The sequence below is a fragment of the Lentzea albida genome, assembly GCF_900111005.1.
GTDB classification, from domain to species: domain Bacteria; phylum Actinomycetota; class Actinomycetes; order Mycobacteriales; family Pseudonocardiaceae; genus Lentzea; species Lentzea albida.
The window spans coordinates 127,171-153,419 of sequence record NZ_FOFV01000014.1; the positions used below are offsets into that span (position 1 = coordinate 127,171).

The 26,249-nt window shown below is 69.7% G+C and carries 25 protein-coding genes and 1 pseudogene; 19 read left to right on the forward strand and 7 right to left on the reverse strand.

Translation table 11 applies throughout. From position 1 onward, the window contains the following. The first annotated feature begins 16 nt into the window (after positions 1–16). Both BMY74_RS30200 and BMY74_RS30205 read left to right on the forward strand, forming a co-directional pair. Positions 17–751, forward strand: a complete 735-nt coding sequence (locus BMY74_RS30200; protein ID WP_089921888.1) for a CDP-alcohol phosphatidyltransferase family protein — start codon at positions 17–19, stop codon at positions 749–751. Next, the gene (locus BMY74_RS30205) at positions 744–1,145 is read left to right on the forward strand and encodes a DoxX family protein (protein WP_089921889.1); all 402 of its coding nucleotides are present in this window, start codon (positions 744–746) and stop codon (positions 1,143–1,145) included. Before BMY74_RS30200 ends, BMY74_RS30205 begins: the two co-directional genes overlap by 8 nt. Here BMY74_RS30205 and BMY74_RS30210 read toward each other — a convergent pair. Further along, entirely contained in the window at positions 1,126–1,788 is a 663-nt protein-coding gene (locus BMY74_RS30210; protein ID WP_089921890.1) for a RibD family protein, read from the reverse strand. The genes BMY74_RS30205 and BMY74_RS30210 overlap by 20 nt on opposite strands. Positions 1,789–1,866: 78 nt before the next feature. On the opposite strand from BMY74_RS30210, the gene BMY74_RS30215 reads away from it, so the two are divergent. After that, the gene (locus BMY74_RS30215; RefSeq protein ID WP_089921891.1) at positions 1,867–3,447 is read left to right on the forward strand and encodes an LTA synthase family protein; all 1,581 of its coding nucleotides are present in this window, start codon (positions 1,867–1,869) and stop codon (positions 3,445–3,447) included. A gap of 32 nt (positions 3,448–3,479) precedes the next feature. Here BMY74_RS30215 and BMY74_RS30220 read toward each other — a convergent pair whose 3' ends face one another. Beyond that, on the reverse strand, positions 3,480–3,998 hold the full coding sequence (locus BMY74_RS30220; protein ID WP_089921892.1) for a DinB family protein: 519 nt from the start codon (positions 3,996–3,998) through the stop codon (positions 3,480–3,482). 182 nt (positions 3,999–4,180) lie between these two features. Then, a complete protein-coding gene (locus tag BMY74_RS30225; protein WP_089921893.1) occupies positions 4,181–4,369 on the reverse strand; it encodes a hypothetical protein in 189 nt (62 codons plus the stop codon). A gap of 64 nt (positions 4,370–4,433) precedes the next feature. Here BMY74_RS30225 and BMY74_RS30230 point away from each other — a divergent pair, with 64 nt between their 5' ends. From BMY74_RS30230 to BMY74_RS30255, 6 genes are all read left to right on the forward strand, one after another. Further along, positions 4,434–5,132 carry a hypothetical protein gene (locus BMY74_RS30230; protein WP_089921894.1) on the forward strand — a complete coding sequence of 233 codons (699 nt, stop codon included), beginning with the start codon at positions 4,434–4,436 and terminating at the stop codon, positions 5,130–5,132. Next, positions 5,129–5,680 (forward strand): DinB family protein, encoded by a 552-nt coding sequence (locus BMY74_RS30235; protein WP_089921895.1) that lies wholly within the window; start codon positions 5,129–5,131, stop codon positions 5,678–5,680. The genes BMY74_RS30230 and BMY74_RS30235 overlap by 4 nt, the downstream gene beginning before the upstream one ends. Before the next feature lie 81 nt (positions 5,681–5,761). After that, entirely contained in the window at positions 5,762–6,250 is a 489-nt protein-coding gene (locus BMY74_RS30240; RefSeq protein WP_143091756.1) for a phosphatase PAP2 family protein, read from the forward strand. A gap of 8 nt (positions 6,251–6,258) precedes the next feature. Then, positions 6,259–7,638, forward strand: coding sequence for a sensor histidine kinase (locus BMY74_RS30245; protein ID WP_177229985.1), 1,380 nt, complete (start codon positions 6,259–6,261; stop codon positions 7,636–7,638). Beyond that, complete coding sequence (locus BMY74_RS30250; RefSeq protein WP_089922022.1) at positions 7,635–8,282, forward strand: response regulator; 648 nt, start codon at positions 7,635–7,637, stop codon at positions 8,280–8,282. Before BMY74_RS30245 ends, BMY74_RS30250 begins: the two co-directional genes overlap by 4 nt. Before the next feature lie 105 nt (positions 8,283–8,387). Next, complete coding sequence (locus BMY74_RS30255; RefSeq protein WP_177229986.1) at positions 8,388–9,581, forward strand: FAD-dependent monooxygenase; 1,194 nt, start codon at positions 8,388–8,390, stop codon at positions 9,579–9,581. 3 nt (positions 9,582–9,584) lie between these two features. On the opposite strand, the gene BMY74_RS30260 is transcribed toward BMY74_RS30255, so the two are convergent. Both BMY74_RS30260 and BMY74_RS30265 read right to left on the reverse strand, forming a co-directional pair. Continuing rightward, the gene (locus BMY74_RS30260) at positions 9,585–11,165 is read right to left on the reverse strand and encodes a solute symporter family protein (protein WP_089921898.1); all 1,581 of its coding nucleotides are present in this window, start codon (positions 11,163–11,165) and stop codon (positions 9,585–9,587) included. 3 nt (positions 11,166–11,168) lie between these two features. After that, positions 11,169–11,585: a DUF485 domain-containing protein gene (locus BMY74_RS30265; protein ID WP_089921899.1), complete on the reverse strand. Its 417-nt coding sequence runs from the start codon at positions 11,583–11,585 to the stop codon at positions 11,169–11,171. Between the two features lie 299 nt (positions 11,586–11,884). Here BMY74_RS30265 and BMY74_RS30270 point away from each other — a divergent pair. From BMY74_RS30270 to BMY74_RS30295, 7 genes and pseudogenes are all read left to right on the forward strand, one after another. Continuing rightward, a pseudogene (locus BMY74_RS30270) lies at positions 11,885–13,201 on the forward strand (OFA family MFS transporter); the annotation flags it as partial. Positions 13,202–13,323: 122 nt separating this feature from the next. After that, complete coding sequence (locus BMY74_RS46700) at positions 13,324–13,449, forward strand: MFS transporter small subunit (protein WP_256557306.1); 126 nt, start codon at positions 13,324–13,326, stop codon at positions 13,447–13,449. Beyond that, on the forward strand, positions 13,449–15,533 hold the full coding sequence (locus BMY74_RS30275; protein WP_089921901.1) for a sensor histidine kinase: 2,085 nt from the start codon (positions 13,449–13,451) through the stop codon (positions 15,531–15,533). Before BMY74_RS46700 ends, BMY74_RS30275 begins: the two co-directional genes overlap by 1 nt. Then, complete coding sequence (locus BMY74_RS30280; protein WP_089921902.1) at positions 15,530–15,928, forward strand: roadblock/LC7 domain-containing protein; 399 nt, start codon at positions 15,530–15,532, stop codon at positions 15,926–15,928. Before BMY74_RS30275 ends, BMY74_RS30280 begins: the two co-directional genes overlap by 4 nt. After that, entirely contained in the window at positions 15,925–16,452 is a 528-nt protein-coding gene (locus tag BMY74_RS30285) for a DUF742 domain-containing protein (RefSeq protein ID WP_245786438.1), read from the forward strand. The genes BMY74_RS30280 and BMY74_RS30285 overlap by 4 nt, the downstream gene beginning before the upstream one ends. A gap of 40 nt (positions 16,453–16,492) precedes the next feature. Beyond that, positions 16,493–17,083 carry a nitroreductase family protein gene (locus BMY74_RS30290; protein ID WP_089922025.1) on the forward strand — a complete coding sequence of 197 codons (591 nt, stop codon included), beginning with the start codon at positions 16,493–16,495 and terminating at the stop codon, positions 17,081–17,083. Continuing rightward, the gene (locus BMY74_RS30295) at positions 17,074–19,989 is read left to right on the forward strand and encodes an AfsR/SARP family transcriptional regulator (RefSeq protein WP_143091757.1); all 2,916 of its coding nucleotides are present in this window, start codon (positions 17,074–17,076) and stop codon (positions 19,987–19,989) included. The genes BMY74_RS30290 and BMY74_RS30295 overlap by 10 nt, the downstream gene beginning before the upstream one ends. Here BMY74_RS30295 and BMY74_RS45290 read toward each other — a convergent pair. Beyond that, positions 19,958–20,107: a hypothetical protein gene (locus tag BMY74_RS45290; protein WP_177229987.1), complete on the reverse strand. Its 150-nt coding sequence runs from the start codon at positions 20,105–20,107 to the stop codon at positions 19,958–19,960. The two genes, BMY74_RS30295 and BMY74_RS45290, sit on opposite strands and share 32 nt — an antisense overlap. A 345-nt stretch (positions 20,108–20,452) precedes the next feature. Here BMY74_RS45290 and BMY74_RS30300 point away from each other — a divergent pair, with 345 nt between their 5' ends. From BMY74_RS30300 to BMY74_RS30310, 3 genes are all read left to right on the forward strand, one after another. Further along, the gene (locus tag BMY74_RS30300; protein ID WP_245786439.1) at positions 20,453–21,085 is read left to right on the forward strand and encodes a Uma2 family endonuclease; all 633 of its coding nucleotides are present in this window, start codon (positions 20,453–20,455) and stop codon (positions 21,083–21,085) included. Between the two features lie 144 nt (positions 21,086–21,229). After that, positions 21,230–23,344: a terpene synthase family protein gene (locus tag BMY74_RS30305; RefSeq protein ID WP_089921904.1), complete on the forward strand. Its 2,115-nt coding sequence runs from the start codon at positions 21,230–21,232 to the stop codon at positions 23,342–23,344. Positions 23,345–23,416: 72 nt separating this feature from the next. Then, on the forward strand, positions 23,417–24,505 hold the full coding sequence (locus BMY74_RS30310; protein ID WP_089921905.1) for an FAD-dependent monooxygenase: 1,089 nt from the start codon (positions 23,417–23,419) through the stop codon (positions 24,503–24,505). Here the strand turns inward: BMY74_RS30310 and BMY74_RS30315 are convergent. Continuing rightward, positions 24,486–26,045, reverse strand: a complete 1,560-nt coding sequence (locus BMY74_RS30315) for a DUF6461 domain-containing protein (protein WP_089921906.1) — start codon at positions 26,043–26,045, stop codon at positions 24,486–24,488. The two genes, BMY74_RS30310 and BMY74_RS30315, sit on opposite strands and share 20 nt — an antisense overlap. Positions 26,046–26,249 lie beyond the last annotated feature (204 nt).

Here is a 26,249-nt window from a genome sequence, read left to right on the forward strand (position 1 = left end):
TCGTTAGGGGCACCTGATGATCACACTTCAGCACACCAGGACCGCGCCCGTCCTGCGGGAGCCTGCCATCTGGGCCGGTTTCCAGGTCGTCGCGCTGGCCGTGGTCGGTGCCACAGCCGGGCTCGGCCCGATGGGCTGGGCCGCCGGGCTGGCCTACGGCTTCGCCACGTGGGCGTTCCTCGGCTACGGCATGCAACGGCACCGCACCGCGGCGTTAGGCCCCGCCGACCGCGTCACGCTGGCCCGCGGCCTGATGGTCGGCGCGGTGACCGCGCTGGTGGCGGACCGGGCCGGTCAGGACGTCCCGGTCGCGCTGGTCGTGACGCTGGCGGCCGTGGCGTTGTCCCTCGACTGGGTGGACGGCCAGGTCGCCCGGCGCACCGGCACGTCGACCGAACTGGGCGCGCGGTTCGACATGGAGGTCGACGCGTTCCTCATCCTGGTGCTCAGCGCCTACGTGGCCGTGCACATGGGTCCGTGGGTGCTCGCGATCGGCCTCATGCGGTACGTGTTCGTCGCCGCCTCGTGGCGCCTGCGCTGGATGAACGCTCCGCTGCCCGCCAGCTACGCGCGCAAGGTCGTCGCCGCGGTGCAGGGGATCTTCCTCGTCGTGGCCGCGTCGGGCCTGCTGCCGTTCGCCGAGGTGCTCGTCGGTCTCGCGCTGGTGTCGCTGGTGTGGTCGTTCGGTCGCGATGTGCTCTGGCTGTGGAACAACAGCGCCGTCGCGGTGGGAGAATCCCGCCATGCCTGAGCAGACCTCAACCGCGGCGAAGGTCGGCAACGTCGTCGTCTGGATCCTGCAGATCGCGCTCGCCGTGCAGTTCTTCATGAACGGCTACGCGCTGTTCACCGACCAGTTCGTCGCGAAGTTCGACGACATCGGCTTCGGCCAGTGGTTCCGGTACTTCACCGGTGTGCTGGAGATCGCGACCGCGATCGGCCTGCTCATCCCGCGCATCTGCGGTCTCGCGGCCCTCGCGCTGGCGGGCATCATGGCCGGCGCCGCGCTGACCGAGCTGTTCCTCGTCACCAACGGCGGCCTCAAGGGCGCGTGGATGCCGTTGATGTTCGTGGTGTGGGCGCTGGTGATCGCGGTCTACCGCCGCGAGCAGATCTTCGGGGCGCTCAAGCTCGTTCGGAAGTGACTTTCGGGAAGTAGCGCAGCACCGCGACGTCCCCGACTTTCGTGACGTCCTCCAGGTGGAAACGGCGTGCCGGTCCACCGGGGAATTCCGCGGGATTCACGAAACGCGGGGCCGTCGCCTGCCCGATCAGCATCGGTGCCACCGCCACCCGGATCTCGTCGGCCAGTCCGGCTTCGAGGAACGCCGTGTGAATGCTCGTGCCGCCTTCGACCATGAGCTTTCTCACGCCCCGCGCGCCGAGGTCGTCGAGGATCTCCGCGAAATCGCTGAAGGTCTTCGTTTCGGCCAGGTGCTCGACGGTGGTCCGGGCGCTCCTCGTGTAGACCAGCCGCTCGCCGCCGCAGTGGAAGAACCGCAGGCCGGGGTCCAGGTCGCCGCTCCTGGTGACGGTGACGCGCAAGGGGAACTCCGGTTTTCCGTCCGCGATTCTCCGCGCGCGCCGCTCGTCGCTGTAGACGAGCAGTCGCGCGTTGTCGCGGCGCAACGTCTCGGCTCCGGCGAGAATCGCGTCGGACTCCGCGCGCATCCTGTCGACGTGGTCGAAGTCCTCGGCGTTGGAAAGCGGAAACCTCTCGGTGCCGCGGTCGTCGATGTGGCCGTCGAGGCTGACGGCGACGCTCAGCAGAACGTGCGGGCGGGTCACGAGGCCGATCGTAGAGGAGTTGAACCGGTGGCGTGCCGCGCCGCGTTTACCTCGTAGGGTTCGGGAAAGGGGTGCTCGGTGAAGACGGTGCTGCGGCGGACGGTGACGGTCCTGGCGGGACTGTTCGTGTTGTTCGTTCTCATCGCACCGAGCGACCTCGAGAAGTTCACGTTCGAAGCGTTCCTGCGGGTACCGCTCGAAGGCCTCATCGGCGTGATGGTGCTCGTGCTGCTGCCGGACCGGTTCCGCAGGCCCGCCGCGATCGCCTGCGGTATCGCACTGGGCCTGTTCACGGTCGTGAAGATCATGGACATCGGCTTCGACATGGTGCTGTACCGGCCTTTCGACCTCGTGCTGGACTGGCCGTTGCTGGTACCCGCCATCGACTTCGTGGACGTGACCTTCGGCCGCTTCGCCTCGGTGCTGGCCGTCGGTCTGGCCGTGGCGCTGGTCGTGGGCATCGTGTGGGTCGCGGCTGTTTCCGTGCTGCGCCTGGGTTCCGTGGCCGCCGGCCGCCGTCCCGTCGCGATCCGCGCGGTGGCCGTGCTGGCCGTCGCGTGCGTTTCGCTTGCCGTGCCTGGCGTTCCGGTCTACTCCGACGCCGCCGCCACGTCGCTGGTCGACCACGCGCGGCGCGTGCAGGCAGGCCTGAACGACCGCGAGGTGTTCGCGGCGGAGGCTTCGGTCGACGCGTTCCACGGCCGCTCGGACCTGCTGTCCTCGTTGCAGGGCAAGGACGTCGTGTTCACGTTCGTGGAGAGCTACGGCAAGTCGGCGCTCGACATGCCGGACGTGGCCGCGAAACTGGCACAGGGCGATGATCGCCTGAAGGCGGCGGGGTACACGGCCCGTTCGGCCTACCTGACCTCGCCGACCGCGGGCGGTGGCAGCTGGATGGCGCAGGCGACGCTGCTGTCCGGGCTGTGGATCGACAACCAGCAGCGCTACCGCAACCTGGTGGCCTCCGACCGCCTGACGCTGCCGCGCGCGTTCCGCGAGTCGTCGTGGCGTTCGGTCGGCGTCGTCCCGGGCATCACGCAGGCGTGGCCGGAGGGCGACTTCTTCCACTACGACGAGATCTACGCCGCCCAGGACCTCGGCTACGCCGGCCCGCGCTTCGGCTACGCCACGACGCCGGACCAGTTCACCTTGGAGTCGTTCCAACGCAACGAGCGCGCGAAGCAGCACGGCCCGGTGATGGCGGCGATCCCGATGGTGTCCTCGCACGCGCCGTGGTCACCGACGCCGGACTCCGTCGACTGGGACAAGCTGGGCGACGGCTCGATCTACTCGACGATGCCCGCCTCGAACGACCCGCCGGAGTCCATCTTCGGCCGCGACCCCGGTGCCGTGCGCGCCGACTACGCGCACTCGATCTCGTACTCGCTGGAGTCCGTCATCTCGTACCTGGAGCGTTACGGCGACGAGAACCTGGTGATGGTGTTCCTCGGCGACCACCAGCCGGCGCAGATGGTGACCGGCGAGGGGGCCTCCCGGGACGTGCCGATCACCATCGTCGCCAAGGACCCGGCGGTGGTGGCCGGGACCGACTCGTGGAAGTGGGACGACGGGATCAAGCCGGGAGGGTCGGCCCCGGTGTCGCGGATGAGCGACTTCCGGGACCAGTTCCTCGCGGCCTTCAGCCCGCCGAAGGTCTAGCGGGGCGAACGAACGACCGTTCAGCCCAGGGCTCAGCCCATCGTCTTCTGACCGTCGATCGTCTCGCGGATGATGTCCGCGTGGCCCGCGTGCTGCGAGGTCTCCGCGACGATGTGCGCGAACACGCGCCGCGCCGACCACGACTTGCCCTCGGGGAACCACGGTGCGGACGGCAGCGGGTGCGACAGGTCCATGTCGACGGTCTTGATCAGCTCGTCGGTGTGGGCCGCGACCTCCTGGTAGCGCGCGAGCAGGCCCTCCAGCGTCTCGCCCGGCGCCATCTTGAAGTTCGCCTCGTGGCTGTCGTAGGCCTCGGAGCCGGGGTCGGCCTCCATGGCCGAGGTGCCCTCCTCGACGAACCTGATCCAGTTCGCCTCGACCGACGTCACGTGCTTGATCAGGCCGCCGACGCTCAGAGCACTGACCGTCGGCGTCGAGGCCGCCTGCTCGTCGCTCAGACCCTGCGCGGTGAACATCAGGAACCAGCGGTGCTGCTGCAGGGCCTCGAGGAGGTCCGCGCGGTCGCCGGTGAGGGTCTCGGTGGTGGTCATTGGTCCTGTCCTTCGCTCGTTTGTCCCGACACGAAGGACTGTATGACCACTTGCGGTCAGCTTGTGTCCTAGAGGAACGGCCGCTCCAGCGAAACTCCACCGGCGTTCGAGCGATCGCGCGCTGACCTGGGGTCACTGTGCGTGAATCAGCCTAAAGTGACGCGCTCGAGCGCCGCTGGGGCTCAACTGTCGAGGTAGCCGTCGTCCGGGCGGTCGACGCGGCCGCCGCCCTCCTCCGTCTCCTCGATGTGCATCGCGGTCTCCTCGGGGGCGGTGACGTGCTCGCCGTCGAGGTCCAGCGCGACCGCGTCCGGCTCCTGGTCGACGGGCTCGCCGCCGCCTTCGGGCGTCGTGAACTGGTGTTCGCTCATGCTTCGTGGTTGCCGCTGATCCGAACGCACAAACTTCACGACCGGGTGCTGCCAGACTCGTCGCATGCTGCGAGCCCTGCCCCTGCTGCTGGTGCTGACCGCGTGCTCGCCGTCGCCCGCGGACCCGGTGGCGTTGCTGCGGGAGTGGCGGCAGACCATCCAGTCGCAGGGGTCGGTGCGGTTCGACGTCACCGTCGAGCCGCGCAAGCGGACCTTCGCCGGGGTGCTGCACGTCGCCAGCGGTGGTGCCACGGCCCAGCAGGACGTCACCGCGCACATCGAGGGCGAGCACCGCGTCGTCGACTACCGGTCGGTGCGGGTGGGCGACGAGAGCTACCTGCAGCACAGCGCCCTCGTCCTGCCTCCGGGCAGGACGTTCTCCGGCATGGGGCTCAACGACGCGCCCTGGGTCGGTCCGTACGCGAGCGACCTGTCGCTGGACGAGCGCTACTACCACCCGGGCAACCTCTTCGCCGACGTCGACCGCACGACGTTGCGCCTCACCGAGCACGACGGCGACAGGTACGTGTTCACCGCGGGCGGTGTGCCGCGCTCCGGCGGTTACACGATCGGCGAGGTGCGGATCGTGGTCCAGACGGACGACGAGGACCGGGTCGTGCGGATCGAGCAGACCACGCCGTCCACCGACCGGCGGCAGCAACGCCTCGTCGCCGTCTACAGCCAGTGGGGCACCGCGCCGGACGTCCTGCCACCACCACGACAGACCGTCGCGCACCCGAAGGAAGTGAGGGCAGGAACATGATCGCCGCAGACCTCCAGCGCTACCTGCAGCAGTCCCGCGACTCGGTGCTGTCCTCCCTGGACGGACTGGGCGAGTACGACGTGCGGCGCCCGCTCGTGCCGAGCGGCACCAACCTGCTCGGCCTGGTGAAGCACCTCGTCGGCATCGAGCTCGGCTACCTCGGCACGAGCGCGGGCCGTCCGGCGTCGTTCACCCTGCCCTGGGTCGAGGACGGGTCGATCTGGGAGAACGGCGACCTGTGGGTCAAGCCGGACGAGACCCGCGAGTACGTCGTCGGCCTCTACCGCGCGGCCTGGGAGCACTCCGACGAGTCGATCGCGCAGCTGCCGCTCGACGCGCCCGCTTCGGTGCCGTGGTGGCCGGAGGAACGCAGGCGGACGACGTTCGGGCACCTGCTCGTCCGCGTCGTCGCGGAGACCGCGCAGCACGCCGGGCACTGCGACCTGGTGCGCGAGCTGGTCGACGGCCGGTCCGGCGCCGACAACCCCGAGGGCTACCACGACCTGGTCCTCCGGATGGCGAGCGAGTCGGTCACCGGGCCCGCCTGACGGGGACCCTGTCGAAAGTTAGGGGCAACCGGTTCCGATGGGCAGAGGCGCGCGCGAGAGGACCTTCGTAGTTTCGGCTGGGTGACTTGGCTGACTGTGGGCACCGACGCGGTGCTCGGTGTGTTCGCGTTGATGTTCTTGTTGTTGTGGTTCCAGCACAAGCTCCGTGCGTTCCTCGCGGGAGCCGGGGTCGTGGTGGCCTACGCGGTCAGCGAGGTCGTCAAACTGGTCGTGCAGGAGGAACGGCCGTGCCGCACCGCGCCGTCGATCGCGGAGTGCCCGGCGCCCGGTGACTGGTCGTTCCCCAGCAACCACTCCACGATCGCGGGCGCCTCGGCGATGGCGATCTTCCTGCTGCACCGGACCTACGGCTGGATCGCCGTGGTGTGCGCGATCGCGGCGGCTGCCTCGCGTGTCGTCGTGGGTGTCCACTATGTACACGACGTCATGGCCGGGCTGGCGCTCGGAGCACTGGTGTCGTGGGGGATCGCGTTGCTGCTGAAGAAGAAGATGCCGGTGAAGCGCGAGGAGGCGGACGCGCCGACCGTGGTGATGCAGCGGCTGCGATGATTGCCGCCGTGTGGGAGGTTCTGCTTTACCTGGTCCTGTTCGCGGTGGCGTTCGCGTTCGTGCGCAGCCGGCCCGCGGTCGCCCTGGGGACCGGGCTCGGGACGTGGATCGTCTGCTACCTCGTCACCGTCGAGTTCGACGTCCGGGTGGTGGCGCTCGCTCCCGCGCTGGCACTGCTCAGCTTCCTCGCCGGACGGCACGCCGCCGACCCGAGGCCGACCGCGATCGCGCTGACCCTGGCCGAGATCGCCGGTGTCGTCGTCGCCCTGACCGAGCGCGGTGGTTCCGACACCGCGCTCGCCGTCACCTCCGGCGTCGGCGTGCTCGGCGTGGTGCCGTGGGCGTTCGGCCGGTTCCGGCGCCGGTTCGCGGAACTGCGGGAGGTCGGCTGGGAGCACGCGGCCCTGCTGGAGCGCAGCGTCGACAACGCCCGCAACGCCGAACGCGCCCGGCTCGCCGGCGAGATGCACGACCTCGTCGGCCACGAACTCGCGCGGGCCGCGCTCCTCGTCGGTGCCCTCGAACTGGAACCGACCCTCACCACACAGCAACGCGAGGCCGCCAAGACCGCCCGTGCCAGCGTCACGGCCGCCGCGGAACGGCTCGCCGACGTCATGCAGGTGCTGCGGGCCGACGAGGACGAGCCCGTCGCGACGATCGAGGAGGTCGTGGCGAGGAGCGGGCTCGACGTCGACCTCGCGAACCACCGCAGGACCGCGATCGACGGGATCATCGCGCGGACCGTGCACCGGGTGACCGCCGAGGCGCTGACCAACGTGATCAAGCACGCGCCCGGCGCGAAGGTCACCGTCACCCTCACCGCCAACCTCGAACTGCGGATCACGAACGGCCCGGCGCCGCGCACCCAGGCGGTCGGCAGCGGCAAGGGCCTGGTGGGTCTCGCCGAACGCGTCGCGCTCGTCGGCGGCTGGTTCGAGGCGGCGCCGAGCGACGACGGCGGGTTCGAGGTCAGGGCCAAGCTCCCGGAACGCCCGCGCGCCCGGACGACCCCGACGCACGTCCGTCGCGAGCGCACGGAGGAGGAGATCCGCAAGAGCGCGCGCCGGACCGTGCTGATCACATCGGTCGTGTGCGCCGGAATCGCGATCGGTGTGCCGGGCTACATGGTGTTCGACGCGGTGACGTCGGTGCTGACGCCGCAGCAGTTCGAACGGGCGGAAATCGGGCAAGACGAGGACGCCCTCGACTTGCCGTGGCGCACCCGCGTCGACAACCCGCTCGGCGTCACCGCGCCGCCCGGCACCGAGTGCCGCTACTACAGCACGCACCCCAACCCGTTCGACGGCGACCGCCACGACCTGCACCAGCTGTGCTTCCGGGATGATCGGCTCGTGTCCAAGCAGTGGCTCGCCAGGAGGAGCGGTTGATCAGGGTCGTGCTCGCGGACGACGAACCGGTGGTCAGGTTCGGCGTGAAGGCCGTCCTCGCGACCGCGGGGGACGTCGAGGTGGTCGCGGAGGCGGAGAACGGCAGCGCGGCGATCGACCTCGTCGCCCGGCACCGGCCCGACGTGGCCGTCCTCGACATCCGCATGCCCGTGTTCGACGGCCTGGACGCGGCCAAGGTGATCCGCGAGTGCCATCCGGGCACGAAGACGCTGGTGCTGACCACGTTCGCGGACGACTCCTACATCAGCCGCGCCCTGGGGGAGGGCGCGGCCGGGTTCGTGCTGAAGACCGGGGACCCGCAGGAGATCATCTCCGGCGTCCGCGCGGTCGCGGCCGGCGGCGCGTTCCTGTCCCCGCTGGTGGCCAAGCGGGTCGTCGACCAGCTCTCCCGCGCTCACCCGCGACCGCGTGCCACGCAACGGATCGAGGTCCTCACGGCACGCGAACGCGAGGTGCTCGGCCTGGTCGGCGCCGGCCTGTCCAACGCCGAGATCGCGGCACGCCTCCACGTCGTCGAGGGCACGGTGAAGGTGTACGTGAGCACGATCTTCCGGCAGTTGGGCGTGAAGAACCGCGTGCAGGCAGCGATCATCGCCCACGAGTCGGGGATCATCCCGGACTGACCGAATTCTGCCGGTCTGTGCTTGCCGTGCAAGCGAAAGCGGTCGCACGTGGCCCGAATCTCCGTACACTTCGGACCTTCCTGGAACGGGCGATCGGAGGCCGCGGTGAGCGGTGTCAGGGTGTTGGTGGCGGGGGCGAGCATCGCGGGACCCGCGCTCGCGCACTGGTTGCACAGGCGGGGAGCCGAGGTGACCGTCGTGGAACGGGCGCCCGGCCTGCGTCCAGGAGGCCAGGCGGTGGACGCGCGCGGCGTGACCAAGGAGGTCATCGCGCGGATGGGCCTCGACGCGGAGGTGCGCGCGGCCTGCACCGACACCGCGGGCGCTCACAACGTGGACGCCGACGGAAACGTCGTGGAGACCTTCCGCGCCGAGGACGACGGCGGTGACGGCTACATCGCGGACATCGAGATCCTGCGCGGAGACCTGTCCCGGCTGCTGCACGACGACACCCGCGACGGCGTCGAGTACGTGTTCGGTGACCGGATCGCCGGGCTCGTCCAGGACGCGGACGGGGTCGACGTGACCTTCGCGAGCGGCGGCAGCAGGCGCTTCGACCTGGTCATCGGCGCCGACGGGCTGCACTCGTCGCTGCGCGCGATGGTCTTCGGGCCGCGCGAGCGGTACCTGCACCACCTCGGGCTCGTGCTGGCGTTCTTCACCGTGCCCAACGAGTTCGGGATCGACCGCTGGATGATCGACCACAAGGACGCCGCGACCGGCCGCTCCGCGGGCCTGCGGCCACTGCGGGACGCGACGCAGGCGATGGCGATGTTCTCGTTCCCCGCCACCGGCTTCGACATCGACCACCGCGACGTCGAGGCCCAGAAGCGCCTGCTCCGCGAGCACGCCGCGGGTCTCGGCTGGCTGGCCCCGCGGATCCTCGCCCACGCGGACGACGCCCCGGACTTCTACCTCGACCAGGTCGCCCAGGTCGTGATGGACCGCTGGTCGGACGGACGGGTGGCGCTGATCGGCGACGCCGCGTTCAGCCCCTCGCCCATGTCCGGCCAGGGCACCGGGCTCGCCCTGGTGGGCGCCTACGTGCTGGCGGGGGAGCTCGCGGCCGCCGGGTGGGACCCGGAGAAGGGGTTCGCCGCCTACGAGGCGCGGATGCGCCCGATGGTGGAGGCGAGCCAGGAGGTCGGCCGGATGCACGTGGCGAGCCTCGCCGTGCCCGACCCGGACGCCGAACCGGGTCCGGAGCCCGACATGGACGCGTTCATGGCGCTGGTCGACCGCGCGCTGAACGGCGTCGAGCTGCCGGACTACGCCGGGGTGCCGGACCGCAGGGCGTGAGCGTCAGGTCCGGGCACCGATCCCCGAGATCGCCCGGACCTCCATCTCCGCCGCCTTGCCGTCCATCTCCGGCTCGCGCTTCGAGAAGATCGTCGCCAGGAACCCGCACAGGAACGAGAACGGGATCGACACCAGCCCGGGGTTGCCGAGCGGGAACCACGCGAAGTCGACGTCCGGGAAGATCGACGTCTTCGCGCCCGACATCACCGGCGAGAAGATGATCAGCACTAGGCACGAGCCGAGGCCGCCGTAGATGCTCCACAGCGTGCCGGTGGTGTTGAAGCGGCGCCAGAAGATCGTGTAGAGGATCGTCGACAGGTTCGCCGAGGCGGCCAGCGCCAGCGCGAGCGACACGAGGAACGCGACGTTCTGCCCGTTCGCCGCGATGCCGCCGAGGATCGACAGGAAGCCGACGACGACGGCGGTCAGCCGGGCGACGCGGATCTCCCTGCGCGGCTCCACGTTGCCGCGCTTGATCACGTTCGCGTAGACGTCGTGGGCGAACGAGGCGGAGGCCGCCAGGGTCAGGCCGGCGACGACCGCGAGGATCGTGGCGAACGCGACCGCGGACACGATGCCGAGCAGCACCGCACCACCGATCTCGAACGCGAGCAGCGGCGCGGCCGAGTTCTCGCCACCGGGTGCGGCGGCGATCTTGTCCGTGCCCACCAGCGCCATCGCGCCGAAGCCGATCACCAGCGTGCACAGGTAGAAGATGACCATCGTCCACGTCGCCCACACGACCGAGCGGCGGGCCTCCGAGGCGTTCGGCACGGTGTAGAAGCGCATCAGCACGTGCGGCAGCGAGGCGATGCCCAGCACCAGTGAGAGCGCCAGCGAGACGAAGTCCAGTTTGGACGTCGAGCTGAACCCGTACTTGGCGCCGGGATCCAGCACGGCGTCGCCGAGCCGGTTGTTCTCGGTGGCCTGCTGCATGATCCCGGACAGGCTGAAGCCGAACTTGCCCAGCAGGAAGATGCTCATCATCGTCACGCAGAGCAGCAGCAGGACGGCCTTGATGATCTGCACCCAGGTCGTGCCCTTCATGCCGCCCAGCAGCACGTAGAGCACCATGACCATGCCGACCACCGCGATCAGGACCGCCTGGCCCCACTTCGAGGTCACGTTGAGCAGCAACGCGATCAGACCGCCGGCGCCCGCCATCTGCGCGATCATGTAGAAGAACGAGATCACCAGCGTCGCGTTCGCCGCGGCCGCGCGGACCGGGCGCTGCCGCATCCGGAACGCCAGCACGTCGCCGACGGTGAAGCGGCCGGTGTTGCGCAGGCCCTCAGCGATCAGCAGCAGGCCGACGAGCCACGCGACGACCCAGCCGACCGAGTACAGGAAGCCGTCGTAGCCGTGCGCCGCGATGCCGCCGGAGATGCCGAGGAACGACGCGGCGGACAGGAAGTCGCCGGACAGCGCCACGCCGTTCTGCGCGCCGGTGAACGAGCTGCCCGCGGCGTAGTAGTCCGACGCCGTGACGTTGCGGCTGCTGAAGCGGTAGACGATGTACAGGGTGATCAGGACGAACACCGCGAAGACGCTGAGGTTCAGCACCGGGTTGCCGGTGGTGGGCATGCCTTACTCCTCGACGCCTGTCATCTCGGCGAGCAATTTCCGCTGCGGGTCCAGCCGTCGCTTTGCGTAACGGGCATAACCGAGCGTGATGATGATCGAAGTCACAAACTGTCCGAGGCCCAGCAGGATCCCGAGGTTGATCACGCCGATCACCTTGGTGCTGACGAAGTCTTTCGCGTACGCGGACAGCAGTACGAAGGTCAGGTAGGACGCCAGGAAAAGCGCGGTCATCGGGAAGATGAACGTCGTGAGTCGGCGACGCAACACGCGGAATTCGTCGGTCTGCTGAATCAGCGCGAAGTTCGGGCGCCCGTCGGAATCGACGTACGACAAAGCATCGGGGTCGTCGAACGACGCGAAACCCCGGATTTCCCGGTACTCGTGGTGCGCTTCGCCAGGCGACCTCATCGCCTTGGTCATGTGGCCCTGCCCCTCGGTGTGCGGCGCCTACTGTAGCGCCCTCACGTGTGCAGTCAATGTCGCGTGGTGCGCGGAATCGGGCCAAACCGGACCAACCGCGAACCCGAATCGGACCACAACCGGACAGGAACCCGGGCTTTTCATTCGTCTCAAATGGTTCGACCCGGGGGTTGTACCAAGCTGATCGCGGAAGTTGCGAGACGTGCAACACCTGAAGGCTTCCTCAAGACCGTTGTCGCACGTGTGCACCTGGCCTAGGATCCGGTCGGTCCGCGTTATTGGTGACGGTTGGGGATAAAGTGGGGTTCTTAGCGCGCGAACGCCAAGTCGCGCCTCCCGGATGGAACCGCTGGCTCGTTCCGCCTGCGGCTCTGGCGATTCATCTCTCCATTGGTCAGGCGTACGCCTGGAGCGTCTTCAAGACGCCCCTGGAGAAATCGCTTGGCATCACGGGAACGCAGTCCGCACTCCCGTTCCAGCTCGGCATCGTGATGCTCGGGCTGTCCGCCGCCGTGCTCGGCACGACGGTGGAGCGCAGGGGCCCGCGCTGGGCGATGCTGATGTCCACGATCGCCTTCTGCTCCGGTCTGCTGATCTCGGCGCTCGGCGTCTGGGCCGGCCAGTACTGGGTCGTCGTGCTCGGCTACGGCCTGGTCGGCGGCATCGGCCTCGGTATCGGCTACATCTCGCCGGTCTCCACCCTGATCAAGTGGTTCCCCGACCGGCCGGGCATGGCCACCGGCATCGCGATCATGGGCTTCGGCGGCGGTGCGCTGATCGCGTCGCCGTGGTCGACCTCGATGCTGACGGCGTTCGGCTCCACGACGACGGGCATCGGCCAGGCCTTCCTCGTGCACGGCATCGCCTACGCGGTCTTCATGAGCCTCGGCGTCCTGCTGATCCGCCTGCCCTCCAAGGAGTTCACGGCGGAGAAGGAGGCGCTGCTCAAGGACAGGCCGAAGGCGACCGTCGCGTTCAACGTCTCCGCCAACAACGCGATCAAGACGCCGCAGTTCTGGCTGCTGTGGGTCGTGCTGTGCTTCAACGTCACCGCGGGCATCGGCATCCTGGAGAAGGCCGCCCCGATGCTGGTCGACTTCTTCAAGGAGTCCTCGACGCCGGTCGCCGCGACTGCCGCCACCGGTTTCGTCGCGCTGCTCTCCGCCGCGAACATGGCGGGCCGCTTCGTCTGGTCGTCCACTTCGGACATCGTGGGCCGCAAGAACATCTACCGCCTCTACCTCGGCGTCGGCGCACTGCTCTACCTGGTGCTGCTGACCGTCGGCTCGACCAGCACCCCGCTGTTCGTGATCGCGGCGATGGTGATCCTGTCGTTCTACGGCGCGGGCTTCGCGACCGTCCCGGCCTACCTGCGGGACCTGTTCGGCACCTACCAGGTCGGCGCGATCCACGGCCGCCTGCTCACGGCGTGGTCCGTGGCCGGTGTCCTCGGGCCGCTGATCGTCAACGCCATCGCGGACGCGGGCAAGAAGGCGGGACACACCGGTCCTGACTTGTACGCCACGTCGTTCTACATCATGATCTCGCTGCTGGTCGTCGGTTTCGTCGCGAACGAGTTGATCCGCCCGGTCAACCCGAAGTTCCACGAATCCGCGGCCGGGACCGCGCAGCCCTCGCCCGAGCGGGACGAGGACGCGGTCGCCAAGTGGAACGAAGCAGAAGCTGCGGACGCCGCCGAGTCGGCCGAGAAGCAGGACGCGGAAGGCGCGGTGAAGAAGTGAGCTCACCCCAGGAGAACCGATCGAGCACGTTGTTGCTGATCGGAGCGTGGCTGTGGGTGGGCCTGCCGCTCGCCTACGGCCTGTACCGGCTCTTCCTGAACGCGGCCAAGCTCTTCGTCTGATGTTCAACGCGCTCGTCAACTGGCGCAACTGGCGCCTGCCGGTGAAGCTCGCCGCGGTGTTGATCGTTCCGGTCATCATCGCGACGGGCGTCGGCGTTCTGCAGATCATGTCCTACATCGACCGGGCCGACTCCTACGCGGAGTTCCAGCGGCTGGTGAAGGTCCGCGCCTCCCTCGTCCCGGTGATCGAGGGGGTGCAGGGAGAGCGGCGGGCCATCGCCGAGGGGTCGGGTGCCGAGTCGCTCACGGACCGGTCGCGCCGCACCGAGAGAGCGCTGGAGGGGCTGCGCGGCCAGATCGGCCAGGCCGGGTTCAGCGAGGTCATGACGGCCAGGGTGGCCGACGTGACGGCGAAGCTCGGCAGCCTGCCGCGGTTGCGCGAGCAGGCGGGCGACGTGCCGGCCGCGCTCGCCGGCTACACCGCCGTCACCGAGTCGATGCTCGCCGTGGACGAGGTCCTCGCCGGCGAGTTCAGCGACATCGCGCTCTCCCGCACGGCCATGGGCATGCACCACGCCCTGCACGTGCAGGAAGAGGTGATGAACCAGCAGTCGGTCGTGCTGGCGGGGCTCGAGCGCGGCCGTCTGACCAGTGCCGAGGTGCGCGCGCTGCTCGAGTCGAACGTCAAGCTCGGCTACATCGCCGACCAGTTCGCGGCTCTCGCGACGCCAGAGCAGATGAACACCTACTGGACGTCGAAGTTCAACGGGCCGGACATCGAGGCGCACCGCAAGATGCTCGCCGCCGCGATGCTGCACCCGACCTCCGACGGTCCCAATGCCGGCACCAGGCCCACCCCGCTGCCGATCTCGGCGGCGGAGTGGAGCGGTGCCTCCGGCGCGGTCGGGAAGTCGATGGACAGCGTCGTGCAGGGCATGCAGGACGACCTGCTGAGCACCGCGAACCGGCTGCGCGACGAGACCAGCGACCAGGCCGGCACGGCGTCCGTCATCCTGTTCGCCACCCTGATCCTCGCGGCCACCATCGGCTTCGGCGTGGGTCGCTACCTGCTGCGCTCGCTGAACACGCTGCGCAGGTCCGCGCTCGACGTGGCGTGGAACAAGCTCCCCGAGATGGTCGCCACCGGACGCGGCAGCACGAAGATCGAGCCCGTGCCCGTGGACACGACCGAGGAGCTCGGCCAGGTGGCGCGCGCGTTCGACGCGGTGCACCAGCAGGCCGTGAAGTCGGTGATCGAGCAGGCCGCGATGCGCGCGAACATGCGCAACATCTTCGTGAACCTCTCGCGCCGCAGCCAGAGCCTCGTCGAACGCCAGCTCAAGCTGATGGAGGAGCTGGAGAAGTACGAGGAGGACCCGGACCAGCTCGCGAACCTCTTCAAGCTCGACCACCTCGCCACCCGCATGCGCCGCAACAACGAGAACCTGATGGTGCTCTCCGGCGGCGACGTGGCCCGGCGGTTCCACAAGCCGATCCCGCTCACCGACGTGCTGCGCGCGGCGGCCGCGGAGATCGAGCAGTACCAGCGGGTCATGGTGCACACGGCACCCAACGCCGAGGTCGTCGGCTACGTGGCGAGCGACCTGGTCCGCCTGCTCGCCGAGCTCCTCGACAACGCGACGGCGTTCTCGCCGCCGCACACCCAGGTCTCGATCAGCGCGTCGATCGAGGCGGGCGGCATCGTCCAGATCGACGTCGTCGACAACGGCATCGGCATCGACCCCGAGGCGCTCGCCGCGGTGAACGAACGCCTCGAGGCCGCCGGCGAAGGTGTTGACGTGCAGGTCTTCCGGGAGATGGGTCTCTTCGTCGTCGGAAGGCTCGCCGCGAGCCACCAGATCGTGGTACGTCTGGACGCGAAACAAGGCAAGGGGACTCGCGCGATCGTGTTGGTTCCGGCCGAACTGGCACCACGGCGGCAAGAGTCCTGGGAGTCTTTCCGAGGGGAGGCGATCGAACGGCAGCAGACCTCGTGGTTCCAGCAGACGACGACGGCCGCCGCCGCCGCACCGCCACCTCCCCCCGCACCCGCACGTCAGACGCCAGAAGCCGCACGAGGTTTCCTCAACGCCTTCCAGCGCGGTGTGCAGCGCGGCCTTCCCGAGAACCAGGAGAGTCGATGAGCACGCAGGTGGACCAGTTCGGCTGGCTGGTCACCAACTTCGCCGAACGCACGCCCGGTCTCGAGCACGCCGTGGTGATCTCCGCGGACGGCCTGGTGTTGATCTCGACGTCGAAGCTGCCGGCGCACGTCGCGCCGCAGTTCGCGGCGATCGTGGCCGGAGTGGTCTCGCTCGCGGAGTCGGCGTCGCAGTGCTTCGCCGGCGAGGCGGTCGTCCGCACGGTCGTGCAGATGGACAAGGGCGTCATGCTGCTGTCCTCGATCAGCGACGGCTCGGTCCTCGCGGTGCTCGCGTCGTCGTCGGCCGACGTCGCGCAGGTCGCCTACGAGATGACGGTCGTCGTCCGCCAGGTGGGCCAGCTGCTCACTCCCGAGCTGAGGGCTGAGCTCCTGTGAGCGGGGAACCGGACGATCAGGTCAACTTCGGTGACCTGATGAGCGGGTTCAGCTTCGACAGCGAGCGGATCCGCAAGCGCGGCAAGAAGAAGGCCCAGCGCGCGCCGGAACCGCCGCCGGAGCCGGATCCGTACGCGACCCTCCCGTTCGACGAGATCCCGCCGCTGCCGTCGGTCGAGTCGGGCTACGACTCGTCGTCGATCGTGCGCGCCTACGCGTGGACCGGCGGCCGCACCACCTCCGACGTGCACCTGGAGATCGAGACCCTGGTCTCGGTCAACGAGTTCTCGGCCACGGCCGTGCGCCCGGAACACCAGGACGTGCTGGCGTTGTGCGCGCAGCCCCGTTCGGTGGCGGAGATCGCCGCCCTGCGCGGGCTGCCGCTGGGTGTCACCAAGGTGCTGCTCGGCGACATGGCCGGGCACGGGCTGATCGACGTGCACCGCACGGCGTCGTCCTACGGCGGCGACAGGCCGGACGGGATGCTGCTCGAACGCGTGCTGGCGGGCCTGCGCCGGCTCTGACCCCTGCGCTACGGTCGAGTCGAGACGACTGGGGGTAGCCGTGGAGTTCCAGGACGTGGTCCGTCGCCGGCGGATGGTGCGCAGGTTCACCGACGAGCCGGTCAGCGACGAGAGCATCCAACGGATCATGCGCAACGCCGTGCGCGGTCCGTCGGCGGGGTTCTCGCAGGGCCAGGGGTTCCTCGTGCTGCGGGGTGAGGAGCTGGTCGAGCTCCGCGAGATGTTCGAGTGGTGGGGCGGGGAAGAGGCGAAGACGGCGCCTGTCGTCGTCATCCCGTTCTCCGCCAAGTCCGTCTACCTCGAGCGCTACTCCCAGTCGGACAAGGCCTGGACCTCGCTCGGCGACGAGGACCGCTGGCCGGTGCCGTACTGGGACATCGACACGGGCATGGCCGCGCTGCTGATCCTGCAGACCGCCGTCGACGAGGGCCTGGGTGCCGTCTTCTTCGGCACGGACAAGGAGACCTGGCCGGAGCTGCGTGCGGCCTTCGGCGTGCCGGACGCGTACGTGCCGATCGGCATGATCGCGATCGGGCACCCGGCGGAGGAGGGCATCTCCGAGGGGGCCTCGCCGCTGCGGCGCAAGCGCAAGTCGTTCGACGAGGTCGTGCACTGGGGTCAGTGGACGTGAGGTCGTTCGGCCTGCTCGGGCCGTTGGAGGTGGTGCTCGACGGGCGCCACGTCCACGTCCCGCCCGGCAAGCGGCGCGTGGTGCTCGCCGCGTTGCTGCTGCGGCCCGGCCAGGTCGTTCCGGTCGACGAGCTGGTCGACCTGGCCGGTTGTTCCCGCAACGCGCTGCAGACCGCGGTCGGCCGCCTGCGCGAGGTGCTGCCCTCGCTGGTGCTCACCAGGCCCGGCGGGTACCTGCTGGACGTGCGGCCCGACGAGGTCGACGTCCACCGGTTCGACCACCTGGAACCCCGTGAGGCACTCGCGTTGTGGCGCGGGCGCCCGTTCGCCGACATCGGCAGCGACGCCCTGGAACGCGACCACGTGCCCGCGCTGACGGAGAAGTACCTGACGACGCTGGAAGCCCGGATCGAGGCCGACCTCGCCCGCGGCGGCCACGAGCGGCTGGTGCCCGAACTGCGGTCGCTCACCCGCCAGCACCCCGTCCGGGAACGGCTGTGGGCGCAGCTGGTCGTGGCGCTGCACCGCTGCGACCGGCAGACCGAGGCGTTGCAGGCGTACGACGACATCCGCGGCCGCCTCGCCGAGGAGCTCGGCCTGGACCCCGGCCGGGACCTGCAACGGGCCCACCAGCAGGTGCTCACGGCCGACAACAGACCGCGCGCCCGCAACGACCTCCCGGGCGACATCGCCGACTTCGCGGGCCGCACCGAGGACCTGGACGAGATCCTCGCCGCCGTGCCGTCCGGGTGCGTCGCGATCACCGCGATCGACGGCATGGCGGGCATCGGCAAGACGACCATCGCCGTCCGCGCCGCCCACCGCCTGGCAGCCCGTTTCCCCGACGCACAGCTGTTCGTGGACCTGCACTCCCACACGGCGGGCGTCGAGCCGCGCACCCCGTCGGACGCCCTGATGGCGTTGCTCACGGCCCTCGGCGTGCCCGCGCAAAGCATCCCGGACGGCCTGGACGCCCGCGCCGCCCGGTGGCGCGCGGAAATGGCGCACCGCAAGGCACTCGTGGTCCTCGACAACGCGGGCAGCGCCGCCCAGGTCCGCCCGCTCCTGCCGGGCGCCGGCCTCGTCCTCGTGACCAGCAGGCGCCGCCTGGTGGACCTGGACGCCGCCCACACCATCTCGCTGGACGTGCTGTCCGAAGAGGACTCGCTGAAGCTGCTGGCGAGCATCGCCCGCAGGACCGGAGAGGACTGCCGGGAGGTCGTGCGGCTCTGCGGCCACCTCCCGCTCGCCGTGCGGATCGTCGGCGCCCGCTGGCGCACCAGGCCGGCGTGGTCCGCGCAGGACCTGGTCCGCCGTCTGAGCGAGCAGCGCCTGGCCGAACTGATCGCGGGCGAACGCAGCGTCGCGGGCGCGTTCGCGTTGTCCTACCAGCAACTCACCGCCGAGCAGCAGCGGCTGTTCCGGTTGCTGGGGTTGCACACGGGCCAGGACTGGGACGCCCACCTGGCGGCGGCGGTGATCGGCACGACCCGTGCCGAGGCCGAACGGCTGCTGGACGAGCTGCTCGACGCGCACCTGGTGCAGCAGAAGGAGAACGGGCGTTACCGGTTCCACGACCTGCTGGCGGACCACGCGAAGGCGTGCGTGGAGCCGGAGGAGACCGAGGAGGCGGTGTTGCGCATCCTCGACTACTACCTGCACGTGGCGAGCACGGCGGAGCTCAGGATAGCTCCGGGAAGCCCGCAGATCGCCTCCGCGGTGCGGTACCTGCCGTTCGACCCACCCCCGCTCACCACCCCGCGGCAGGCCGTGGCGTGGCTCGACACCGAACGCCGCAACCTCAGGGCCGCCGTGTACCTGGCGGCCTATCGCGGCCACTACGCGCACGCGTGGCAGTTGCCGCACCACCTCGCGCACTACCTGCTCCGCGGCTACGGACGTGAGCGGATCGAACTGCAGAGCGTCGCGCTGGCCGCCACGCACCAGCTCGGTGATCTGAAGGCCCGCGCGGAAGCGTTGAAGGGCCTGGGTTCGGCCTACATGAACCGCAACGACGACACTCCGTTCAAGCACCTGCACGAGGCGCTTGACCTGATGCGCCAGATCGGGGACGTGCGGGGAGAGGCGTCGGTCTTCGGCCTGCTGGGGATCATCGCGCGGGAACGCAACGACCTCGACAACGCACAGGAGTACTTCGACCGCGGCCTGGAGCTGATGCGCAGCGCGGGAGCGCCGACCGGTGAGGCGAGGGCGCTGCACAACGTCGGCGTCATGTACGCGCTGCGAGGCGACAACGACAGGGCGATATCGCACCTCGAGTCGGCGCTCGCGTTGATGGAAGCGCACGGCGACGTGAACCGCGCCGCGATGGCGTTGCAGGACATCAGCTTCGTGCACTACCACCTGTCCAACGACGACGACTGCGTCGCCTACCTGGAGCGGTCGCTGGCCGCTTACCAGGAGGTGGGCGACTGGCGGGGCGAGGCCACCGCCCGGTCCGACTTCGCCCACACGGCGCTCGAGTTCGGCATGCCGGGCAAGGCGCTGGAGATGGCACGGGCGGCGGCGGAGCTCTACCGGACGGGCATGGGGGTGACCGACGACGACGAGGTCCTGCAGACCATGAAGGACATGGGCGACCACTACGCGGAGCTGGGCCATTCCTTCGTGCTGGCCATCCTCGCCGAGATCGAGGGCCGGCTGGCCGACGCGGTGCGGTACGGCGAGTGGTGCCTGGCCGCGGTCGAGCGCTCCCAGCGCCGGTGGGCGGGTGACCGGGTGCTCGGCCAGATGTGCCGCCTGCACCTGGCGCTCGGCGACCGCGACACCGCCGTCCGCTACGGCGAACGGGCCGTGCGCGCCGCCGAGCGCCTGCGCCAGCCCAGGGCCGTCGCCGTGGCGGAGCGGATCCTCGCTAAAGCGCAATCCCCAGCGCCACCAGCGTGATCACGGCCGCCGCCAGCACGGCGAAGGCCACCCACTGACCGATCCTGTCCGACGTCCTGCGCATCCCCTGGCTCCCCTCGGTGGTGATGCCACCGAGGGTGTGCGAGCCCGTCCCCACGGCGTCCCCACCGCGATCACACGGATTCATCGGAATGCGTCGGGACGTGTTTTGATCACCGCAGTGTGAGGTACTCGTGAGGTATTGCTCCAACGGAGTGCTTGGCGCGCTCGTAAGATTCCGTTAGGGTCGCATTCGCGGACAATTGGCGGGGCGGGGTGCGTTACCGAAAATCGCCCGAAAATTGATCCAAAATTAGCCACTTGTTCGATTGAAACCATCTCGCTGCTCCGTCCGGGTGGTGCCGTCCACGGCAGGACCAGTCACCGCTCACCCTGCGGGACGGTGTTGACGGAGCGGTGTGCGTGCAGTGGTGTGGGGTCGGCCAAAAGGGGCTTGCGAGTCGTGCGAACCGGACCAGTCTTGTCTAATGGCATCGCCGGGATCCGTCCGGCGGACGGTGGCCTCGACCAGGGGGTGGAACGCACCATGGGTGGTGTCCCGACGTTTCCCCACGGCAGACCGCTGACGTGGGCGGACCTGGAGGCGATGCCTGATGACGGGCACCGTTTCGAACTCGTCGACGGGGTGCTGGTCATGAGCCCCTCACCCCGCCCCGTGCACCAGCGCGTGGTCGCCCGCCTGCTGGTGGCGCTGACCGCTGCCTGCCCACCGGAGCTCGAGGTCCTCCCGGCTCCGGTCGACGTCGTGCTCGCCGACGACACGGTCTTCATCCCCGACCTGGTGGTGGGGCGCCGGGAGCAGTTCTCGAAACAGGCGCTCATCGGGCCGCCGGTGCTGGCGGTCGAGGTCCTGTCGCCGCGCACGCGACACGTGGACCTCGAACTCAAGCGGGCGAAGTTCCAGGAAGTCGGTTGCGAGAACTACTGGATGATCGATTACGACGCCCCGTGGCTGCGGTGCCTGCACCTGGAAAACGGCGTCTACGTCGAACAGGCCCGTTCCGACGGTGAGGAAATCATCGAGCTGCAATTCCCGTTCCCGGTGAAGCTCAGCGCCCAGTCGCTGGTGCGCTGAGTATCGCCCTCCGCGACCTCGCTGGGCTGAACGGGCGACACCACGCCACGCTCGTGTGGATCACGGTGCCACCATCTGGCGTTCGCGTGCGCCGGGCTGGTTGCGTGCAGTGCGTCCAGCCCGACGCGCGGAGGTCCAACGCACATGCCGTTCCAGCTGCCGGAGTTCTACACGCCCCACCCGGCCCGGCTGAACCCGAACCTCGACCGCGCCCGCGTCCACAGCCGTGCCTGGGCGCACGAGATGGACATGATCGGCAACGGTGTCTGGACCGCCGGGGACCTGGAGTCGCACGACTACGGGTTGCTCTGCGCCTACACCCACCCCGACTGCGACGGTGAGGTGCTCGACCTCGTCACCGACTGGTACGTGTGGGTCTTCTACTTCGACGACCACTTCGTCGAGCTGTACAAGCGGAACCCGGACATCGAGGGCGCGCAGGCCCACCTCGACCGCCTCCGGCTCTTCATGCCCCTCAACGGCGTCATCCGGGAAACCCCCGCCAACCCGGTCGAGAAGGGCCTCGCCGACCTCTGGCGCCGCACCGTCCCGGCGCGTTCACGCGACTGGCGCGAACGGTTCGCCGCCAACACGAAGCACCTGCTGGACGAGTCGATGTGGGAGCTGCACAACATCAGCACCCGGCGCCTGTCCAACCCCATCGAGTACGTCGAGATGCGCCGCAAGGTCGGGGGCGCGCCGTGGAGCGCGAACCTCGTCGAGCACGCCGTCGGCCTGGAGGTGCCGGCGGGCATCGCGTCCAGCAGGCCCGTCGGGGTGCTCAGGGACACCTTCAGCGACGCCGTGCACCTGCGCAACGACCTGTTCTCCTACGAACGCGAGGTGCTCGACGAGGGCGAGCTGTCCAACGGCGTGCTGGTGTTCGAGAAGTTCCTCGGCCTCCCCACCCAGCAGGCCGCCGAGGCCGTCAACGACCTGCTGACCTCGCGGCTGCACCAGTTCGAGCACACGGCGCTCACCGAGGTGCCGATCCTGCTGGACGAGCACGCCATCGACCCCATCGGGCGCGCGGCCGTCCTGGGCTACGTGAAGGGCCTGCAGGACTGGCAGGCGGGCGGGCACGAGTGGCACCTGCGGTCGTCGCGCTACATGAACAAGGCCCCGAAGCCGCAACCGGGGATCCTCGGCTCGTACGCCAGGACGATGCCGCAACGGATCCGGCAGTTCTCCAGCACGCCGAAGGTCGTCGAGCCGTACGTGCTGCCGGAGTTCACGACGCCGTTCACGCTGACCCTGAGCCCGCACGTCGACCAGGCCAGAGACGAGTGCGTCGCGTGGGCCGTCGAGCACGGCATGACGAGCGAGGGCGTCTGGGACGCGGCGAAGGTGCGCGGGTTCGACTTCCCGCTGTGCTCGGCCGGCATCGACCCGGACGCGACGCCGGAAGAGCTGTTCCTGTCCGGCTGCTGGCTCACCTGGGGCACCTACGCCGACGACGTCTACCCGCTGTGGTTCGGCCAGACCCGCAACCTGCTCGGCCTGAAGACGCAGACGGCGCGGCTCAAGGCGTGCATGCCGCTCGACCTCGTGCAGACCCTGCTGCCCGCCAACGCCATGGAGCTCTCGCTGGCCGACCTGTGGGGGCGGACCGCGGCACCCATGACGCCCGCTTTCCGGGCGACGTTCCGGGACACGATCGACGCGATGCTCGACGCGTGGGTGTGGGAGGTGGTCAACATGCACCACAACCGCATCCCCGACCCGGTCGACTACGTGGAGATGCGGCGCAGCACGTTCGGTTCCGAGCTGACGACGTCGCTCTCGCGCTTCTCGCACTCCGCCACCGTCCCGGCGGAGCTGTGGGAAACGCGGGTCGTGCAGACGATGGAGCGTTCGGCCATGGACTACTGCACGATGCTCAACGACGTCTTCTCGTACCGGAAGGAGATCCAGCACGAGGGCGAGGTGCACAACATGGTGCGCGTCGTCGAGAACTTCCTCGGTGTGCCCCAGAAACGCGCCTTCGAGATCACCTGCGCGTTGATGGACGCCCGCCTCGGCCAGTTCGTCGAGTCCGTCGAGACCGATCTGCCGAAGCTCTTCGAGGACCTCGCGCTGGACGCCGGGGCGCGCGCCGGCCTGATCCGGTACGCCGACGAGCTGAAGGACTGGATCGCCGGGATCGTGCACTGGCACGAGGAGACCAGCCGCTACACCGAAACCGCGGAGCTGCCCGTTTTCCAGCAGGGCCCCTCCGGCCTCGGCACCTCGGCGTACCGGATCGCTGTCCGGCACTGACCGCGTCCGGTCAGCCGGCGGTCAGCGCCGGTCGGCACCTTGTGGGCATCACCGACCCACAGGGGGAACACCGTGAAGAACGTCCTGATCTCCGGCGCCAGCATCGGCGGCCCCGCCCTCGCCTACTGGCTGCGCCGCCACGGCTTCACCGTCACGGTGGTCGAGCGCCACCGCGCCCTGCGGCCCGGCGGCCAGGCCATCGACGTCCGCGGACCCGCGCTGGAGGTCGTCGAGCGAATGGGTCTCGGCGACCGGCTGCGGTCGTCCAGCACGAACATGCGCGGCATGAACGTGGTCGACGCCGACGGCACCGAGCTCTTCCGCTCCACCACCCACACCGTGAGCGGCGGCGACCTGTCGAGCCCCGACATCGAACTGCTGCGCGACGACCTCGCCCGCATGCTGTTCGACGCGGCCGACGGCGTCGAGTACCTCTTCGACGACACCATCACCTCGATCGACGGCACCCGCGTCACGTTCGAGAAGGCGCCACCGCGCGACTTCGACGTGGTCGTCGGCGCGGACGGCCTGCACTCCCAGGTCCGCAGGCTCGTGTTCGGGCCCGAGTCGCGGTTCGTCTCGCACCTCGGCACGAACCTCGCCGTCTTCACCGCGCCGAACTTCCTCGGCCTCGACCACTGGCAGACGTTCCAGCAGGGCGACGTCATCGGCGGTGGGATCATGAGCGCCCGGTCGAACACGGAGTGCCGCGTCTACATGGGTTTCACGGGCGAGGTCGACTTCGACCACCGCGACGTGGACGCGCAGCGCCGGTTGATCGCCGAGAAGTTCGAGGGCGCCGGCTGGGTGTGGCCGACCGCGGTGAAGCACATGTGGGAGGCGCCGGACTTCCACATGGACTCGATGAGCCAGATCCGGATGGACTCCTGGTCGCGCGGCACCGTCGTGCTGCTCGGCGACGCCGGCTACTGCGGCTCGCCGTTGTCCGGGCAGGGCACCAGCATGGCGCTGGTCGGCGCGTACGTGCTCGCCGGCGAGCTGGCGAAGGACCCCTCGACGGCTTTCCGGCGCTACGAGGAGATCCTGCGCCCTTACGTGCTCGCGAACCAGGACATTGCGCTGAAGAACCAGGCCGGCGGGGGCGCGCCCACCGACGAGTTCGCCGAGGTCGTGAACAGCCTCAGCCTTCCCACCTACTGACCCTCGCGCGGATCACGGCCGTGAGTTCGTCCTGGGGGAGCGCGACGCCGGTGAAGCGGGCCACCGCCGTGATCCCCTTGGCCTCCTTGTGCCGCCACGCACCGAAGTCGAGCCCGGCGAGGGCGGCGGCGACCTCCGGGTCGTCGCCGAAGTCCGTGTGCTCCCAGGGTTCCCGGGAGACGAGGACGCGGCCGGCCCGGGCGAACGACAGGCACCTGTCGCCGTTGCCGTTCCAGAAGTGGCTGGCCGCTTTTCCGTTGCGGGACAGGCGTTCCAGCACCCCGCGTTCGGTACCGGCGAAGCCGTCGGACTCCAGCACGACGACGCCGCCGTCGACCTCGACGGTGATCGCGTCCGGTCCGAAGCCGTCGACGTCGGCCACGCCGGTGACCACCGTGACGGTCGCCGCCGCACCGAGCAGGGCGGGCAGCCACCTCAGCGCGGCCTCCGGGGCTGCCGCGCGGGCGGGCTCCGGTTCCCCGCGCAGGCGGTGGCCGACCCGGTCGGTCTTCTTGTGCACCAGCGGTTCCGCGTGCGGCGCGGGCCAGATCAGCAGGTGGTGGCTCTCGTCGTCGTCCCCGTCGCGGCCGTGCGCGTGGACGCGGACGCGAAAATCGCCCGGCCAGGGCGGCATCCCGCCGTGCCCGAACCGCGCGTCGCCCTTGCGAGCGGTGAAGCTCGTCTCGGCCACCTCGTCCCAGTCGGCGAGGTCCGGCTCTCCCGGCTCGTCGAGCACCACCCGCACCGACACCGGGACGGTGCCCTCCGCGATCCCGGTGCGCACGGCGAACCCGGTGTCGATCGCGGCGACGAGCCCGGTCGCCGTGAAGTCCGTGCCGGGGAGGGCCGCCTCCTCGGCGAACACGAACTCGTGGTCGAACACCGGGACGGTCGTGCTCCAGGAGGAGCCCCTGTACTCGGCGCGCCGCTTCTCCAGCAACGCCTGCTCGTACGCGGCCGGCATCGGGACGTCCGGCAGGACCTCGGCGGTCGCGCCGATCGCGATCCCGATGGCGGCGACCGGATCCGCCGCGGTCGGCGTGCCCAGCGCGTTCAGCACGGCCCTCGACACGACCACCGCCACGGCGAGGTGTGCGGCGCCGCGCTTCGCGGCGAGGGCCGCCTCGTCGCCCGTGACGTCGCCGAGGTCCGGGAGCAGTGCGCGCACCCGCTCGACGACGAGGTCGGCGGCGCCGGGGTGCACCGCGTTCACCATGCTCATCGGTGTCGTCATCGCGCTCTGCCCGTTCGCCGACAGCAACATGAAGCTGTTGCCGTCCGGCAGCGGCCGCAGGCCCGCGACGACGTGGGCGGGCGCGGTCAGGTCCAGCCGGGCGACACCCAGTTCCAGCGCGCCCAGCAGCCGTTCCGCGGTCAGCCCGGGAAACAGGTGCAACGCCTGCTGCGCGACCGATCCGCCGGGAAAGCGGTCCGGGCTCCTGCGCGCGGTGTGCCGGCCCAGTTCGGCCGCCGGTTCAGCCGGGATCAGCGCCTCGACCGACGGCGCGGCGGTGCGGACCAGCTCCTCGAATTCCCCCATGCCGCCGATTCTGCCGGTGGATGGCCCGGCTCACAGCCATTTGACTCGAATCGATCCCTCCCGCACGACCCTGGGTCGACAACCGCCGTTATCGTCGCGGTGACGGCGCCCGTGCTGCTCCGGACGCTGCGCCGGACGGCCCGGAAGGCTGCTTTCGAGCCGGTCCCGAACAAAGAATTGGCTCAGACCATTGACGACAAAAGG

Bases quoted from the DNA above. Each gene is read 5' to 3' on its own strand.
- BMY74_RS30225 (WP_089921893.1), bottom strand. From the start codon at position 4,369: ATGAGCGAACACCAGTTCACGACGCCCGAAGGCGGCGGCGAGCCCGTC.
- BMY74_RS30280 (WP_089921902.1), top strand. From the start codon at position 15,530: ATGAGCACGCAGGTGGACCAGTTCGGCTGGCTGGTCACCAACTTCGCC.
- BMY74_RS30315 (WP_089921906.1), bottom strand. From the start codon at position 26,045: ATGGGGGAATTCGAGGAGCTGGTCCGCACCGCCGCGCCGTCGGTCGAG.
- BMY74_RS30205 (WP_089921889.1), top strand. From the start codon at position 744: ATGCCTGAGCAGACCTCAACCGCGGCGAAGGTCGGCAACGTCGTCGTC.
- BMY74_RS30220 (WP_089921892.1), bottom strand. From the start codon at position 3,998: ATGACCACCACCGAGACCCTCACCGGCGACCGCGCGGACCTCCTCGAG.
- BMY74_RS30265 (WP_089921899.1), bottom strand. From the start codon at position 11,585: ATGACCAAGGCGATGAGGTCGCCTGGCGAAGCGCACCACGAGTACCGG.
- BMY74_RS30230 (WP_089921894.1), top strand. From the start codon at position 4,434: ATGCTGCGAGCCCTGCCCCTGCTGCTGGTGCTGACCGCGTGCTCGCCG.
- BMY74_RS30305 (WP_089921904.1), top strand. From the start codon at position 21,230: ATGCCGTTCCAGCTGCCGGAGTTCTACACGCCCCACCCGGCCCGGCTG.
- BMY74_RS30235 (WP_089921895.1), top strand. From the start codon at position 5,129: ATGATCGCCGCAGACCTCCAGCGCTACCTGCAGCAGTCCCGCGACTCG.
- BMY74_RS30200 (WP_089921888.1), top strand. From the start codon at position 17: ATGATCACACTTCAGCACACCAGGACCGCGCCCGTCCTGCGGGAGCCT.
- BMY74_RS30275 (WP_089921901.1), top strand. From the start codon at position 13,449: ATGTTCAACGCGCTCGTCAACTGGCGCAACTGGCGCCTGCCGGTGAAG.
- BMY74_RS30260 (WP_089921898.1), bottom strand. From the start codon at position 11,165: ATGCCCACCACCGGCAACCCGGTGCTGAACCTCAGCGTCTTCGCGGTG.